Here is a 15,482-nt window from a genome sequence, read left to right as displayed (position 1 = left end):
GGTCATACTTCAAACTGCTGGAATTCTTATGCAACATACATTTTGGCAGTTGTTGACCCCTCTTTTCTCAGATATTGTGAGAAATCCAGGTTAAGTGAATTTGAATCCTTACGAAAGTATTTAGTATGAAAGATGCTTGGGATTGGGAAGAGGAGGATATTGAGTTACTTATCCAAAACGGGGTGCAAGAAAGCCTTACTCTAGAGTATAAAAGATGTGAATCCCTAGATAAACGCAACCCTAATCGCAAGAAAGATTTGAGTAAAGATGTGTCAGCGTTCGCAAACTCGGCTGGGGGTGTAATTGTATATGGCGTGATTGAGACTAATCACCTTCCGACTGGGATTGATAGTGGTTATGATCCCAAAGATATAACAAGAGAATGGCTTGAACAGATTATTAATTCAAGTATCCAACGTCGTATTGATGATGTCAGAATCAAACAAATTGAGCTTAAGAAAAGTAACTCTGACCACGTTATTTATGTAGTAAGTATTCCACAAAGTAAGCGTGCCCCTCACATGGCAGAAGATCATATTTTCTACAAGAGATTCAACTATCAGTCAATGCCAATGGAGGAGTATGAAGTTCGAGATGTTGCGAATCGTACTGATGGTCCTGACTTATCACTTCAATTTTTCTTTGAAAGTAATACAGTTAATATTGAATATGAAGAAGATAAAGAATTATCAAAACCAATTACCTTGTATACAGTTATAACAAATGAATCTCTAGCTCCAGCTATGTACTACATAGTGCGTTTCTTTTTCGATAAAAAGCTTACAGTTATCAACAGCGGTGATTTTATATTCCAATCAGAGCAAACTTTACAGATAGGTGATATAGCATTTGTTGTAAATTTGTATTCTAAAAACTATTCAATACCTGGAGCTATGCCTGTTTGGCAAGGAGTTAGATTTAATGTTTGTGATCCTCATTTTCAAATAGCTGTTCCAAGGGTCAATAGCGATATGAGCTACGCTTTGGCTTGGTCAGTTGATTCACTTGGAATGCAACAGAAGATTAAAGCAGCTATTCTTACTGTCTCAAATAATCAAGCAAAAATTTTAAATGTTTGATTAAGGGCGACTCGATAAATTAAATCTAGCGGATGAAATCATGGCTAAAACCTTCTTCCCTCCTGCCTTCTGCCTAAAAACTCGTAACTTTGCACTTCATGTAAATGAAAACTGCTGTATCTAAAAAACTCAGCCCCAAACGGGAAGTTGAAAATTTACAGGAATGCTAAAAATAATTTGCTATCTTCATTAGTTATCCAAGCTTAGTTATTATGCCTTATGAATCGTTCCGCCTGTCTCATCTTTAATCCTGTTGCGGGTCAGGGCGACCCAGATACAGAGCTAGCAGAAATTCGGGCAATATTAGAGCCAGATATCGATCTAGATATTTATTTTACAACTGAAGAAATCGATGCTGACCAGCTGGCATATCAAGCCATAGAGCGAGGAGTAGAGGCAATCATTGCTTCCGGGGGGGATGGTACTCTCTCAATAGCGGCGGCGGCGGTAGTGGGAACTGATATCCCATTTGGGATCATTTCCAGAGGAACAGCAAACGCTTTTGCCACAGCTTTAGGAATTCCTGACACGATCGCAGGTGCGTGTAACACAATTTTGCAGAGAGCAACCACCCATGTAGACGTAGCCTATTGCAACGAGCGGCCAATGGTACTCTTAGCAGGTATTGGCTTTGAAGCTGAAACTGTAGAATTGGCAGACCGAGATGCCAAAAATCGCTTCGGGATAATGGCCTACGTTTTGGCAGGAATCCAGCAATTAAGAAATTTAAAAAACTTTGATGTTGAAATTGAAACTGAAGATAGGATAATTAAAACTAGTGCCAGTGCAGTAACAGTAGCAAATGCCGCGCCTCCCACTTCAGTTTTGGCTCAAGGCCCAGCAGGTCTGATTTATGATGATGGGTTACTAGATTTAACAATTGTCGCTCCAACTAACAAGGCAGGAGCGATCGCCGCCACATTTCATCTATTTCAAACGGCTTCTACAGGTAATGCCGTAGAACGAGATGATATTGGCTTCCTGCGAGCCAAACAATTTAAAATTACGACTGAGCCACCACAAAAAGTTGTTCTAGATGGTGAAATAGTAGGCACAACACCTGTAGAAATTAAGTGTGTACCAGCAGGTCTAAGAATTTTTGTGCCATTAGTAGAAGAAGTTGAGCCTACAGAAAAACTAGAGGGACTTCCTAATCTGATTATTGAGATGAAAGATACAGCAGGAGAATAAGGGCAGGGGGCATTGGGATTGAATCTTCAATTTTGAATTTTGAATTTTGAATTTTGAATTGATTTCTCCCCTGCTCCCCTTAAATTGAAAACTCAGGAGTAGGTTGCATTGAAACTTGTATCTGATCCAACGATCGCTAACAAAATTCGGAAAATGAATCAGCGGGTACGGTGGCAAGATCCGTTGATTATGGAACAGGATATTGACCAAACTCGGCTGGTTTTGGAAGATGGTCAAACAGACAATTCTGAGTTCTCATTTTTAGTTGTCGGTGATAGTGGTTCCGGCGCGCACCGGGGACACAATCCCCAGCGACAGGTAGCTGAACTCATGCTGCCCCATCACAAAGAATCCCGGTTTATGCTGCATACAGGGGATGTGATTTATTTAGTGGGATCGAGTGAATACTACCAGCAAAACTTCATCCAGCCTTACCGAGAGTTTATCTTGGGTACAGAGCATCCTAAACGGATTGCTTTTGACCAAATGGTTTTTAAGCTGCCCATTTTACCAGTGCTGGGAAATCACGATTACTATAACTTGCCGATTTTATTGAGCTTGGCATCCCTAACAACATTACCCATTCGTCACCTGTTGCGATCGCGGTTAGACTTAGATGTGGGCTTGCATGGCTCAGGATGCGGTGATGCTTACGCAAAGGCATTTCTCGACTATTTGAAGGCGTTTCAGCTTCCAGGAGAATTAGCCAGTCACTTAGATCGGTACTATACAGCCAAGACAGATACAGGTCGTTGTCTTTCTTATCAACCTGGAAACTTTACCCGTCTTCCCAATCGCTATTACACTTTTCGTTATGGCGGTATTGATTTCTTTGCTTTGGATTCTAATACATTTAACGATCCACCACCGCTACCGAAAACAAAAAAAGGTGATGCCGATCGCAAACTCTTAGAAAAACGCCGTGAAGATTTCGAGCAAGAAAAGCTAGAAATCATTGAAAATTCATCAAAGCTTCGTCCTGAAAATCCTCATGAAGCCGATCAATTAGATGATTTCCACGCCAAGCTATCACAAATTGAAGAACTTATTGTTGATATCGATAAGCAACTAGCCACGAATAAAACAACGCTGACGGATATCGAACAACTAGAATGGCTCAAACAAAGATTAATTAAATCTTGGAATAATAGTGAAGTTCGGGGAAGGGTGATTTATTTTCATCATCCACCTTATGTAACTGAAGCGACAAAGTGGCAACAAGCACAAACTCTGATCGTTCGCGATCGTCTGCGTGGTGTGTTGGATGCGGTAGCGAAAGAAATCAGTTCCCTGACTCAGGGACGTCCTTTGGTCGATTTGGTATTAAACGGTCACGCGCACTGCTTGGAACACTTGGAAACAATGGATACGGGACACGCTGATTCTCATATTCACTGGATTGTTTGTGGCGGTAGCGGGTTTAGTTTGCGACGCCAGCGGATTGAGGGAGCAGATTTGATGGAAGAGAAAAAATTAGTGGCGCGATCACATTTTTTCATCGGTCGCAACGGTCAAGGTTTTCAAAAGCGACGACCTTATTCGGGTTTACGTATTGATGTTAAAGGCGATGGACAGCCCAAATTTATTGTGCGTCCTTTGGTTGCCGAATGGTATCAGCGGCAATGGCATAATCGTGAACTTGAGCCACTAATCATTTAAGCAATGGGCATTGGAAATTGGGCACTTGTACTGAGCTAACGCGAGTACGTTTTATAGAGAAGTATTAGGCAAAAGGGGCAAAGCGGAAAAACTTACTGTAATATTATGTGCGCCGATGGACAGGCTGATTTCGGCTCCTTGTATTCCCAAGTGGAAATGAAGGATTGGTAAAGCTTATGGAAAATTTTTCGGTCTACTGAAATTACATCTTTGCGTCTTTCTAGCAATTTGAACTATGCAACTCAAAAGCGCTTGAAGCTGTAGGGGCATAGTTGGTCTATCTATCGCCCTACTCACCAGACTTCAACCCGATTGAGAACTGTTGGTCAAAGGTGAAGGAGTTTCTGCGCTCCAGAGCAGCTCGAACTTATGCACAGCTCGATCAAGCAATCACTGATGCTCTTGATGCCGTCACCATCCAGGACATTACTGGCTGGTTTACTCACTGCTGCTACTGTATTGCTTCCGATTGAGAACCGTTATTAGAGTCCAAAATCGTGAATCTGTTCCGCCTCGCACTACATCTGTAGTGAGTGTTACATATATAATGTAGAACAGGGATGATCAAAGGAGAAGTCAATGGGTGCACTTGAAGGGAAGGTAGCTGTCATCACATCCGCCTCGTACTAATCTGTAATGAGTGTTCCATATATAATGTAGAATAGGGATGATCAATGTCCCCAGCCAAGATTAAAGGAGGGACAAAAATGAAGGCGTCAGACAACAAAGGTGCTCCCAGCACAATCGAAGTCTGGCCAACTCTCCCACTAGGCAGGGACCGCACTGGATCGAATTGGCTAAAAAGCTCCCGACGGTTTTTAGTGCACACACGAGAAACTCCTGAATGCGCTCGCTAAAGTCGCAACCGAACGCGATGGCTCTCGCACGGGAGAAACAGCCGATCGGTGAACGCCCAAGCCAGCGACTAAACTTCGTGCTAGACCACGGCAAATCGACAGTTTAATTTCAACTTCAACACTGACACGAAAGAATTTTATGAGCTACGCAATTATAGGTGCCGGCAAAGTCGGCCAGGCGCTCGCCAGAGCGTTCGCACGCAAGGAAATCGAAGTGGCATTAGCAAGCAGGCGGCCGCCCGAAGCGCTCGCGCCGGTCGCAAAGGCGATCGGGCCAACGATCATCCCCAAGTCATTGCAGGATGCGGTTAAAGCCGAGATCGTCCTTTTGGCTATTCCCTTTGAGACGCATAAAGACGTCGCAAAGGCTGCAAAGAGCTGGCAGGGCAAGATCGTGATCGACGTGACAAACGCTTACGGTGTCGCTCCGGAAGAATTGGGCAATCTTCCTTCCTCCGTTGTGATATCCCAGGCTCTACCTGGCGCAAAACTGGTGAAGGCCTTCAACCATTTAGCTGCAAAGACCTTGGCCGAAGACCCCAACGTCAAGGGCGGGCGGCGTGTTCTATTCCTATCAAGCGACGACGAAAGTGCTGCTGCTCGAGTGGCGGCCTTGATTGAACAACTCGGCTTCGCGCCAGTCGGACTGGGAAGGCTTGCAGAGGGAGGTTTACTCATCCAGGCGCGGGGAAACACCTGGGCTTTGCTGATTTTTCAGGATCTTTTCAAGAAAGGGGAATAAGAAATGTTTAATCACGTAAATTAGCCCCCAAACTGCCCCAAGGAGATAAGTCAATGGCAAAGAGTGGTATCGAGAAAGTACTGACTGTGCTTCAGGGCATCGGTTCAGGAGACCCAGACCTTGCTACCAAGTACATTAACCCGAAGAAATACATAGAACACAACCCGCACTCCGCCGACGGCGTTAACGGGTTGAGGAAGTACATCAGTCAATTTTCGAAGGAAAAAAATCATCTGAAGGTGGTGCGAGCCTTCCAGGACGGCCACTACGTCTTCACTCAGGAAGACGGACTCATCCTCGGTCAGAACACCTTCTTCGATGTCTTCAGATTTGAGGACGACCTGATTGTTGAACACTGGGTCTTTTCGGCAAAAGCAGCCCCTCCCAATGAGAGCGGGCACACTCAGGTCGACGGGCCAACTCAGGCAAAATCCTCAGAGGACACAGAGAAGAACAAGGCGATGATGCGGGAGTACTACGAGACCGTCCATATCTCCGGAGACCACAGCAAGATTCTGCAATACTTTTCTGGAGATCATTGCATCCGCCACGAACCCGGCGTCCGGGATGGAGTCGGGGCGTTCATCCATGACCTGGGAATACTCACGCAACACAGAACCATAGACGACGTAAAGTTCCTGCTGGGAGAGAGAGACTTTGTTTTCATAGCTGCCGTGGGAACGGTTGAGGGCGAGCCTTGCGTCTACATCGACCTGTACCGAGTTGAAGACGAGAAGATCGTTGAGCACTGGGGATTCCCCGAAAAGATGCCGCCTCAAGAGGAATGGAAAAACAACAACGGTATGCTATAGGTTGAACCTGGCTAGCTGGGCTGATTGCAGCAGTCAGTTCAAGTGCATGCTCTTTCGCAAGTCCAACCGAGATAGCAATTAATCACATGGGAGGTGTTAAAGCAATCATGAATAGATTCGAAGGTAAAGTGGTTATCGTCACGGGGGCCGGCTCCGGTATCGGTGCTGGCACAGCGCGCCGCTTTCTACAGGAAGGTGCATTCGTCGTGCTCAATGGACGGCGTGAACATAAGCTGCGCGAGACCCTTGTGGGATTCGACGCAGCGAAGGCGCTTGTTCATCCCGGAGATGTGTCTGATGAGGCGTACGTGAAGCGCCTTGTGGAAGACACGGTCACCAGATTTGGAAAGCTGGATGTGCTGGTCAACAACGCGGGATTCGCAATCTTTGGTCCTTTCGAGCAGATCACTACGGAGGTCTGGCGGAAGACAATGGCAACTGATCTTGACGGCGTCTTTTTCGGTGCCCGCGAAGCGTTACCTCATCTGTTGAAGACCAAGGGGTCCATCATCAATCTCACCTCCACGTCGGGTCTGGGCGGAGATTGGGGAATGAGTGCATATAACGCAGCGAAGGGCGGCGTCACGAATTTCACGCGCGCCCTGGCGCTCGAGTATGGCTCGCGTGGCGTGCGCATCAACGCCGTGGCACCTAGTTTCACCTCTACCGAAGCTACCGCCGGTCTCGAGATGGGTAAAGCCGCGACGGCCGATTTTCTTGACCGCGTCCCGATCGGCAGGGCCGCTACGCCCGACGAGATTGCGGGTGTGATCGCCTTTCTCGCAAGCGATGACGCCATCTTCGTCAATGGAGCAATCCTGTCGGTCGACGGTGGAGTCCATGCGTCCAACGGACAACCGAACTTTCTCAAACACTTCGTACAAGGCAAATTCGAATAGAACCAATGACCCATCGGGTGTACTGCTCCCGATGGGCTTTCGTTTGTCTAACTCCTCATAAACGCGCTTGGACGTGAGAGCGTTTCATCTTATTTCTGAAAAAGAGACAAGATTTGAATACTCAGTTCTGACAATTTCTGTGGTTTGGCTGTCTAGGTTTCTGCATCTGATTAGTTCGTCTCTCCAGCCCGTCCAGTAGCAGACCACAAGTCTCAGTAACCCAGATACCGAAGGGCCATCTGAGAGGTCCGCTTCAGTTCAGCCTTCGTCGAACCGTTCGCCGCTTGAATAGAGAGGCCGGCGAGTATCGTTGAGAGATACCGAGTGTAGTCGTCCACATTAATCTCCTTCGACAACTCTCCGCTTTTTCGAGCTTCGAGAAGGCGCTCCTTGATGGCGACTTCGTTCTGTCTCCGTATTTCCGTCATCAGATCTCTGGCGGGGGCAGCGTCTACGCTGCAGCCCATCGCCCCCGCCAGCGTCATACAGGTCGGCGGATGGCCGGGCGTAGTGAGGAACGCAACCGTATTGTCGAAGAGCGCACGGATTACCTTTTCGAGAGTCGGCTCCGCCAACGCCTCCGTTGCGTACTGCGCCCGACTTTCCAAATAGCGCTTCACTGCAAGTGAAAACAAGGCGTACTTGTCACCGAAGGCTGCATAGATGCTTGAGGGATTGAGTCCCATCGCCTGGGTAAGGTCGGCCATGGAAGTGCCTTCAAAACCCCGCTCCCAAAAGAGCAGCATTGCGGCTTCTAAGGCTGCGTCCTTATCGAAGCTGATCGGTCGTCCTGTTTTTCCGTTCCCTGTTTTCTTGCTTTTGCTTGCCACGCCCCTATTATAACAATTCTCATCTGAGTGAGATACAGTCAAAGAAATGCAGAACTTATCGCGATGAAAGCTTACTCCACCGACCTGCGGCAAAGAGTAGTGGATGCCTACAACCACCAAGAAGGATCCCAACGCCAACTCGCCAAAAATTGATTAGTATTATTAATTCAAACTTGAGTCGATTACTGAAACTCCTTTTAAGCATACAAATGTACTATAAAATTGCGATTGCTTCCAGCTGTGCGCGCAGCACAATCACCCTGTACCAGTTGCATCAGTCCTGCAAATACACATGTACTAAAATTTAGCGATCGCCTGTGCCAGTTGTGTAAGTTCTGGACAAGCGTGAATGCTAGGAATAGTAATAGTTCTACCTCCTGCCTCCTGCTATATCAGTTTATTTTCTGGAAGTCATGTGAGCGCATCTTTTGCTCAAGGAACTCTACAAAAACCTTGACTTTCATGGGAATATATTTTCGGCTAGGATAAAGTGCGTTAATTGGGACTGGAGCCAGTGACCATTGAGGCAAGACGTTTACTATATTCCCACTCTGTAACTCTTGTTGAAACAGAAATTCCGGCAGCAGCCCAATTCCTACTCCAGCAACGATTGCTTGATAAATGGGGGCAACGTGATTGCTGAGTAGTCGTGGACGAAAGGAGAGCGTTACTGTTTCCTGCTGTTCATTGTGCAATGTCCAGGTCACATCGTTCTGACGATGAGCCATACAAAGCAGCGTATGACTGGTCAAATCAGCGATCGCCCTTGGTTCGCCAGCAGTTTTGAGATAGGTCGCGCTGGCAAAGAGTTTCATGCGATCTGTACTAATCCGCCGCACGATTAGGGATGAATCGTCCAATTCTCCAATCCGAATCGCTAGATCGTACCCTTCTTTGACAATATCTTTGTATTCAGTCGTTGCATGGAGAATTACTTGAATATCGGGGTAAATCAGCAGAAACTCCGGCAAATTGGGTGCGAGAATAGACTGCATAAACAACACGGTGGTTGTCACTCGCACAGTCCCTTGCGGATGCCCTTGCAAGCTAGCGATCGCATTATCACCGTCATGTAAGGCATCGACAATGGGTAAACAGTTTTCGTAATACAGTCGTCCTTCTTCAGTTAGAGAAACCCGCCGCGTTGTGCGATGAAATAATCGGACTCCTAACCGTTGCTCTAGCGCATTGACCTTCACACTGACGGTAGATTTAGGCAAGTCTAGCGATCGTGCTGCTGCGACAAATCCTCCCAGTTGGGCGACTTTGAGAAATATTAAAACAGCGTTCACGTCATCCATATCTTGCACTCACTGCGTTGATATTATCAAAACTCTGCTATTGTCCAGCATTATAAACAATCAATTCATAAAAACTATCTTTATCTGCATGAATTGATAAATCATACTAGGGATGTCAAAAATAGGGAGACAGTCTTAATCAAAGCCGCATTTCTCTAATCGGAAAACTCACTAAGTGTTACAACATAGGAGCGTTAAAACATGAAAGTCTTAGTCATAGGAGCTGCTGGCAAGACCGGTAGAGCTGTAGTTGAACAGGCTGTGGCCGCTGGACATCAGGTCACGGCATTCGTTCACAAAGCTGATGAATACGAGGTCTCAGACGTTCGCGTTATTGAAGGTGACGCTACCGACAGTGCCACGATGGACGCAGCAGCAGTCGGTCAAGACGCTGTTGTTGACACGATTGGTGGCAAAACGCCTTACAAGGAAACTACGCTCGAATCGAGTGCAGCCAACACAATCATCGCTGCCATGAAGCGAAACGGCGTGCGCCGTCTCGTGGTAACTTCCATGATTGGCGAAGGGGAGAGTGAGGCAAATGCCACCCTGTATGAGCGCTTACTTGTTTCGACCTTGTTGCGCGGCGCGGACAAGGATAAAGCAGCAATGGAGTCCGCTGTTGAATCGAGCGGTCTGGACTGGGTAATTCTTCGCCCAGCCATCCTCAACGACGACCCTGCCAAGGGAAACGTTCGAGTCTTTGATACCGAAACGGGCGAGAAAGCCCATAAAATTACACGTGCTGACCTGGCTGCCTTTATGCTTGTCCAGCTTGACAACAACGAATACCTCCATCAAGCCGTTACTATCGCAAATAGCTAAGAACTCTTCGGACACGCTCTCTTTTTGCGGTCAGCAGCGTGTTCGTTGAGGCTTGGCATCTGCTTTTCCCATGCAGTATGCCTCCTTTCCTGTCCGGTTTTCACAATCAAGCAAGCTAAACAGAAGTGTCCTATGCAATATCTTGTCATCTTCACGCCTAAACAGAAATTCGAGACTGACGGAATGCCCTCTGACTTCCAAAAACGGGAACTCGAAGAGGAGGCACAAGCGCAAGTGCTTTACGGAGAGGGAGGTCTGCGTCAAGTGTGGGCGCTAGACACAAAAAACCGCGGCGCAGCTGTTCTCTTTGAAGCGGAGTCACCAGAGCATCTGCAAAAGATGATCGACAGCTTTCCGCTGATCAAGATTGATTACGCTGACTACCAGATCTTACCGCTCGCGCCGTATCCAGCATTCGCGAAGAAGTCCGTTTGATCGCACCGCTTAACAATGCGCTCCAGCGAACAAAGGTTGGCGTTCGGGCTTTGTGTGTTTGTCGGCCGAATGGCAATAAGAAAAGCAAAAACGCTGATCAATATGCTATCTTGCCATCCTCACCGTGGCTAAAGCCACGGTGAGTCCTAACTGGAGTTCAGTCCCCAGTCCCTTTTAGTTGTTAATCAACTAACTTAGCTGATGGTAGCAGGGAATAAAGTATTGGCGATCGCACCGTCAACTTGCCAGAACTCTTCATAACTATCGCCACTGCAATAGCACCCCATGAATAAAAGCAACCAGGTTTGGAATGGAACATCAGTTAGAGTATGTAAGCTAATGTCTGTAAACAGAGTATTGATAATTTTTGCAGGTGAACCAAATTGGCAATTACAATCAGCATAGATGCTGGTATTACCTGTGATTGTCGGCAAACAGGTCAGCCAATACTCCTCAAATTACCAACGATGTATGGCAAAGACAGCATTAACTTTGACTCTGTGCAGTGGTGCAAGAATAGGATGTAAACCCTATAGGATTAGCCCTTTCAAGGTGAACGTTTATACTACATAAAAACAATCAATTTCAACCTAGTTTCCTACTATCGAGGATGCGATCGCTTAATTTACTAGTAGAAAAATCCAATTAAAAGGCAAATCCTTACGCTTGCTAACGAAGTAGAAGAGTGTAATGGGAATAAAGTAATAAGATAGGGCAATGAGTCCATCAGAGATAACGTGTAGCGAAACTAAACTGGGTTTCCAAAGATAGCAATGACCATGAGGAATAAAATAAAATGTCAACAATTCAGAGCTAATACCAATTTGAAAAAAGAATACGACAGATACATACGGACATACCTTTGTTCTGTCTGGCTTTCTTAATGCATGAATTTTGTTAGCGCAGCGTTAGCGAGTCCGCGAGCGTCATTTTGAATTTTTAATTGGTATAAGATGCTACATAAAAGATCTCTATAATAATAAAATTCAACATATTGAGTTGTTCTGTCGAAAGATGCTCAAGCTGCGTAGGCGTAGCCCGTCGTAGACATCGCTCTTTAAATCACTAGTATCGCTTCAATAAATTGATTCCAAGTCAATAGTTGCCCTCCTGTGTGATCGCGTAAAAATGTAATTTCATCTTTTGTCAGCGGCGATTCTCCCACGCAGAAAACAAAATACCCGGTGAAAGTTGTTATTTTCAGGTCAGCAAAGGTATTCAGGCAATTTATAGTAATTCCCAAAATCAGCTTGAATCTTTGAGCATTGATGGACAACCCGTACAAGCCGATGCTCAATACACTATCTGTGTAGAGGAATATCATTACAAAAATTCACTACATAGTCAATGCATTATACGGTATTTTTATTTGCTTAATTTTGATATGTCAGGTTGTGCTTTATTTGCCCATAAAATTAGAGACGCAATTATTGCGTCTCTAGAAACCACTTATTTAGCCTTCTTACGTGTAATTGCACCCAGTAAAAGCAAGTTGTTAATTAAATTACTCCTGGGCCTCTACCTCGGCTGTCACCCCTATCTGTCAACTTGCCTTCCTCGTCCTGATTGATTTCTCCAAGTTCTTCAATACGTTCTTCCTTATCTTCTGCCGCTTGTTGGCTTGCATCACCCGGTTCTTCGTAATACATTTCCGGTTCAATTGCATAGTTATTAGACAAACCTTCTCTGTCCACGGTATAGCCGTCAGTGGTGCGTATACTTTCTGGATCGGTTTGGTCATCCGTAGGTGCATCTGCTTCCTGTTCTTCTGTGGGGAGTGTTTTGTACTTATCTCCTTCTCTTTCCATTCGAGCAGCAGTTTCAGCTGGGATGATGCCGCGATCATAATTATCAACTTCCGCTCTATCGGATGAATCTGTATCTCTCTTAACTGCTTCATTAGCCATAATTTATGTCCTCGTTAAAGAATCTATTAAATAACTTCAAAAACCAGATTAGGCTGTTTTTTTTCTCCGAGCTACTATCTTGAGAAGTGACTTAAATTTAAAAATAATGTTATATTCTCTATCTTTTGATGTATCCAAAAGAATAAAATTGAGTCCGGTTAAATACTGTGAATTTACATTTTTTGGTATAACAAGGTTTTAGTTGAAGGCAACTTAACATTAAAAGGGCAATTAGAAACTGCAACTATACAAAGTTTTACCCAAGCCCGCAGAGACGGACGAGAGTTTGTGTAGCTGCGAATTCTAGTTGCCCGTGTCAATCCTATTTTAATAGTGATTAAATTTACTCGCCCACAAATTGGTTTTTCAGTAATTGAATTTCATCGGCTAATTCTTGCCGAGTTGAAGCTTTCAATAGATAACGGAAAATAAACCAACTGGTGTAACTAATTCCAACTAACTCAAAAAGTGGTGATAGTAGTGGAATATCATGAATTGCAGCTAGTAATGCTAGTACTAGCCTAGCTGTAACAATCGCCGCCAAAATTAAAGCAACAGTTATTAGAGGCTGCTTATAGTTCTGAAAAAATTCACTTAGGTATTGGGGCAGTTGCTCTAAAAATTGAGAAATTTGTCTGCTAATTTGCTGCCATTGAGATTCAGGTTCGGATGCTGGTGGTAACTTTGGTAAGTTTGCAGCATCAGCACCTTCAAGTGCTAGCGTATTTTGTGATAAGGAAGCATTGATGGATTCACGTTGCTGTTGTTCGGTTTCCATAGTTTTTATGTTTGGTATACTACAAGATTTTGTATAACTGAACTGAGCATCAATAAATTATAGTTATTAGGGTCGTCAGTTGTTAAATATTAGTGGTCAGTTAAACTTATTACTGACCACTCAAGTTTAGCAGGAGCATTTAAATCTGTTTATACCTACCTGCTCAATTAAATTTATTGTTAGCTGCCCTAATTAGTTTTAGTTGGTGCGGCAACAGTTGCTTTCACAACTACACTAGTAACACCTTTAATTTCCTTAGCTAATTTTTCAATTTTAGCCAACTCCTGCTGATTGGTGACAGTTCCGGCGACTGTGACAACACCACCGTTTGCGGCATTAACTGTTAGTTGACTCTTGGGTATATTAGCCTCCAATTTAGAACGAACTTCACTTTCTAAGTCAGCTTTAGCTCTTTTTGTATCGCCACCAGTGGTATTATTGCGCTGTTCACGGGCGCGAATATCCTCATTTAACTGTCTTCTACGAACTTCACTTTGCGCGTCTTTTTGAGAAGCTTCTGTTGTTTTTGCACTTGGTGTTTGGGGAGTTTCATTAGGATTATTGGGAGCAGATACACTTGTTTTAGAAGTGTTGTCACAAGCAGCAACACCAAACACTAAAAGGCAACTAATTACAAAGGGAGTTAGCTTTTTCATTGGTTTAATTTTGAATCCGAAAGTGAAATCTGTTGATATTTACGGCAAAAATGAGGAGCAAGTTTTTTATTCAGGAGCAAAGTTTTCAAATTATTGCTCCTGCAATTTTGTCTAATTAGTGTAAGTGAAAACTACTTTCGGTTAAAGTACTTCATCACGACGATCGACAATAATTACAGAAGGATCGTTTCTATTAGTGTCTGTTGAGTAATTGGGGCGAATGGGATCGACTACTGCTGCATCACGATCGCTTACTCGGTCGGAACCTGGGCGATATTCACTAATCTCTGTGGCATCATAGATTGCAAATTCTTCAATACCTCGATGCTTGAGAATCGCTTCAGCTTGGTGGATTTCAGCTTCCGTACCATCAAGAATTACTAAGTAGTCGCCTCTTTGGAAGCGATCGCTATATACTCGCGCCCTATCTTCAGGAATTCCCAAGCCAACCAGTGCGCCTACAATACTTCCGGCGGCTGCACCAATCGCACCACCAGCTAATGTTGTCGCTAAAGTTGTTGCAACTGCGCCACCTGCAATTACGGGCCCAATCCCAGGAATTGCTAAAGTTCCAAGTCCAACTAATAAGCCAGTCAAGCCGCCTAGAACACCACCTGTAGCGGCTCCAGCTTTTGCACCATCATCTGCTTTATTGCCACTACCAACACTTCTGTCTACATCTACACCACCGATCCCATGACCGTTTGTATCTTTAGCAATGATGGAGACTTGATTCAAAGAAAAACCTGCATCTCGCAATTCTGTAATTGCTACTTCAACATCTCGACGATGAGAAAATACCCCGATCGCACGTTTGGCAACACCACTATAACCCGCAGTTGTATAACCCGCAGTTGCAGCTGGAGTCACATAACCAGTGGCTGCATTTGTCGCATCTGGATGGTCGTAAATACCAAACTCTTCCACACCCTGATTATTTAAAATTGCTTCTGCTCTTAGGATTTCTGCATCTGTACCATCGAGAATGACTAAATAGTGTCCTCGTCTAACACGCTCGTCGTAAACTCTAGCTCGTTCTTCAGGAATTCCTAAACCAATTAACGCACCAAGCAAACTACCAGCTACTGCACCAATACCAGCGCCAGCAAGAGTTGTAGCTAGGGTAGTTGCTGCGGCTCCAGCCAACATAATTGGCCCAATTCCAGGAATTGCTAAAGTGCCAAGACCGACTAATAAGCCAGCCAAGCCGCCCAAAGCACCACCTGTAGCGGCTCCAACTTTAGCACCTTCATCAGATTGATCGCCAACGCGATCACTCACATCCGCACCAGCAATATCGTCTCTGTCTCCATCTTGTGTAATGACAGAAACTCTGTTCATATCAAAGCCAACTTTTTTTAATTCATGTAGGGCATGTTCAACATCTCGACGATGAGAAAATACACCTACAGCACGTTTATTTACACCTACAACCATTATTCTTTGCTCCTCAGCCAAAATCAATTATTTACTAATTTATAGCTCCTAATTAGCCTTATTAATACATGTTT

Annotated in this window: 16 protein-coding genes and 2 pseudogenes; 9 read left to right on the top strand and 9 right to left on the bottom strand. The window is 44.8% G+C overall.

Annotation, left to right across the window (positions count from 1 at the left end):
- The first annotated feature begins 125 nt into the window (after nt 1–125).
- The 7 genes and pseudogenes from V7K56_RS10385 (at nt 126) to V7K56_RS10355 (ending at nt 7,239) form a co-directional block, all read left to right on the top strand.
- Nucleotides 126–1,079 carry an AlbA family DNA-binding domain-containing protein gene (locus tag V7K56_RS10385; RefSeq protein WP_334910130.1) on the top strand — a complete coding sequence of 318 codons (954 nt, stop codon included), beginning with the start codon at nt 126–128 and terminating at the stop codon, nt 1,077–1,079.
- A 219-nt stretch (nt 1,080–1,298) separates the two neighbouring features.
- Nucleotides 1,299–2,270 (top strand): YegS/Rv2252/BmrU family lipid kinase, encoded by a 972-nt coding sequence (locus tag V7K56_RS10380; protein WP_334910128.1) that lies wholly within the window; start codon nt 1,299–1,301, stop codon nt 2,268–2,270.
- 108 nt (nt 2,271–2,378) lie between these two features.
- Nucleotides 2,379–3,929, top strand: a complete 1,551-nt coding sequence (locus V7K56_RS10375; protein ID WP_334910127.1) for a metallophosphoesterase family protein — start codon at nt 2,379–2,381, stop codon at nt 3,927–3,929.
- A gap of 272 nt (nt 3,930–4,201) precedes the next feature.
- Nucleotides 4,202–4,402, top strand: a pseudogene (locus tag V7K56_RS10370) (transposase); the annotation flags it as partial.
- A gap of 478 nt (nt 4,403–4,880) precedes the next feature.
- A complete protein-coding gene (locus V7K56_RS10365; RefSeq protein ID WP_334910138.1) occupies nt 4,881–5,528 on the top strand; it encodes an NADPH-dependent F420 reductase in 648 nt (215 codons plus the stop codon).
- 53 nt (nt 5,529–5,581) lie between these two features.
- Nucleotides 5,582–6,340 carry a nuclear transport factor 2 family protein gene (locus V7K56_RS10360; protein ID WP_334910125.1) on the top strand — a complete coding sequence of 253 codons (759 nt, stop codon included), beginning with the start codon at nt 5,582–5,584 and terminating at the stop codon, nt 6,338–6,340.
- Between the two features lie 107 nt (nt 6,341–6,447).
- On the top strand, nt 6,448–7,239 hold the full coding sequence (locus tag V7K56_RS10355; protein ID WP_334910123.1) for an SDR family NAD(P)-dependent oxidoreductase: 792 nt from the start codon (nt 6,448–6,450) through the stop codon (nt 7,237–7,239).
- 212 nt (nt 7,240–7,451) lie between these two features.
- Here the strand turns inward: V7K56_RS10355 and V7K56_RS10350 are convergent, their stop codons facing one another.
- A complete protein-coding gene (locus tag V7K56_RS10350) occupies nt 7,452–8,186 on the bottom strand; it encodes a TetR/AcrR family transcriptional regulator (RefSeq protein ID WP_334910136.1) in 735 nt (244 codons plus the stop codon).
- A 275-nt stretch (nt 8,187–8,461) separates the two neighbouring features.
- A complete protein-coding gene (locus tag V7K56_RS10345; RefSeq protein ID WP_334910121.1) occupies nt 8,462–9,370 on the bottom strand; it encodes a LysR family transcriptional regulator in 909 nt (302 codons plus the stop codon).
- 201 nt (nt 9,371–9,571) lie between these two features.
- On the opposite strand from V7K56_RS10345, the gene V7K56_RS10340 reads away from it, so the two are divergent.
- Nucleotides 9,572–10,195, top strand: a complete 624-nt coding sequence (locus V7K56_RS10340; RefSeq protein ID WP_334910119.1) for an NAD(P)-dependent oxidoreductase — start codon at nt 9,572–9,574, stop codon at nt 10,193–10,195.
- Nucleotides 10,196–10,327: 132 nt separating this feature from the next.
- A complete protein-coding gene (locus V7K56_RS10335; protein WP_334910117.1) occupies nt 10,328–10,630 on the top strand; it encodes a muconolactone Delta-isomerase family protein in 303 nt (100 codons plus the stop codon).
- A gap of 194 nt (nt 10,631–10,824) precedes the next feature.
- On the opposite strand, the gene V7K56_RS10330 is transcribed toward V7K56_RS10335, so the two are convergent.
- The 7 genes and pseudogenes from V7K56_RS10330 to V7K56_RS10305 form a co-directional block, all read right to left on the bottom strand.
- Nucleotides 10,825–11,064, bottom strand: a complete 240-nt coding sequence (locus V7K56_RS10330) for a hypothetical protein (protein ID WP_334910115.1) — start codon at nt 11,062–11,064, stop codon at nt 10,825–10,827.
- Between the two features lie 195 nt (nt 11,065–11,259).
- Nucleotides 11,260–11,454: pseudogene (locus V7K56_RS37030) on the bottom strand (hypothetical protein); the annotation flags it as partial.
- Between the two features lie 233 nt (nt 11,455–11,687).
- Entirely contained in the window at nt 11,688–11,954 is a 267-nt protein-coding gene (locus tag V7K56_RS10325; RefSeq protein ID WP_334910113.1) for a hypothetical protein, read from the bottom strand.
- Nucleotides 11,955–12,129: 175 nt separating this feature from the next.
- Complete coding sequence (locus tag V7K56_RS10320) at nt 12,130–12,537, bottom strand: hypothetical protein (RefSeq protein ID WP_334910111.1); 408 nt, start codon at nt 12,535–12,537, stop codon at nt 12,130–12,132.
- A 343-nt stretch (nt 12,538–12,880) separates the two neighbouring features.
- Entirely contained in the window at nt 12,881–13,315 is a 435-nt protein-coding gene (locus V7K56_RS10315) for a CAAD domain-containing protein (protein WP_334910109.1), read from the bottom strand.
- Nucleotides 13,316–13,503: 188 nt separating this feature from the next.
- Nucleotides 13,504–13,971, bottom strand: a complete 468-nt coding sequence (locus V7K56_RS10310; RefSeq protein ID WP_334910107.1) for a BON domain-containing protein — start codon at nt 13,969–13,971, stop codon at nt 13,504–13,506.
- A gap of 141 nt (nt 13,972–14,112) precedes the next feature.
- Nucleotides 14,113–15,408, bottom strand: coding sequence for a histidine kinase (locus V7K56_RS10305; protein ID WP_334910105.1), 1,296 nt, complete (start codon nt 15,406–15,408; stop codon nt 14,113–14,115).
- Nucleotides 15,409–15,482: the final 74 nt, after the last annotated feature.

Source organism: Nostoc sp., from assembly GCF_036917535.1.
Taxonomy (GTDB): Bacteria; Cyanobacteriota; Cyanobacteriia; order Cyanobacteriales; family Nostocaceae; genus Nostoc.
This window is presented reverse-complemented; position numbering and strand designations above follow the sequence as displayed.

Bases quoted from the DNA above. Each gene is read 5' to 3' on its own strand.
- V7K56_RS10385 (WP_334910130.1), top strand. From the start codon at position 126: ATGAAAGATGCTTGGGATTGGGAAGAGGAGGATATTGAGTTACTTATC.
- V7K56_RS10380 (WP_334910128.1), top strand. From the start codon at position 1,299: ATGAATCGTTCCGCCTGTCTCATCTTTAATCCTGTTGCGGGTCAGGGC.
- V7K56_RS10360 (WP_334910125.1), top strand. From the start codon at position 5,582: ATGGCAAAGAGTGGTATCGAGAAAGTACTGACTGTGCTTCAGGGCATC.
- V7K56_RS10355 (WP_334910123.1), top strand. From the start codon at position 6,448: ATGAATAGATTCGAAGGTAAAGTGGTTATCGTCACGGGGGCCGGCTCC.
- V7K56_RS10345 (WP_334910121.1), bottom strand. From the start codon at position 9,370: ATGGATGACGTGAACGCTGTTTTAATATTTCTCAAAGTCGCCCAACTG.
- V7K56_RS10340 (WP_334910119.1), top strand. From the start codon at position 9,572: ATGAAAGTCTTAGTCATAGGAGCTGCTGGCAAGACCGGTAGAGCTGTA.
- V7K56_RS10335 (WP_334910117.1), top strand. From the start codon at position 10,328: ATGCAATATCTTGTCATCTTCACGCCTAAACAGAAATTCGAGACTGAC.
- V7K56_RS10325 (WP_334910113.1), bottom strand. From the start codon at position 11,954: ATGATATTCCTCTACACAGATAGTGTATTGAGCATCGGCTTGTACGGG.
- V7K56_RS10320 (WP_334910111.1), bottom strand. From the start codon at position 12,537: ATGGCTAATGAAGCAGTTAAGAGAGATACAGATTCATCCGATAGAGCG.
- V7K56_RS10315 (WP_334910109.1), bottom strand. From the start codon at position 13,315: ATGGAAACCGAACAACAGCAACGTGAATCCATCAATGCTTCCTTATCA.
- V7K56_RS10310 (WP_334910107.1), bottom strand. From the start codon at position 13,971: ATGAAAAAGCTAACTCCCTTTGTAATTAGTTGCCTTTTAGTGTTTGGT.
- V7K56_RS10305 (WP_334910105.1), bottom strand. From the start codon at position 15,408: ATGGTTGTAGGTGTAAATAAACGTGCTGTAGGTGTATTTTCTCATCGT.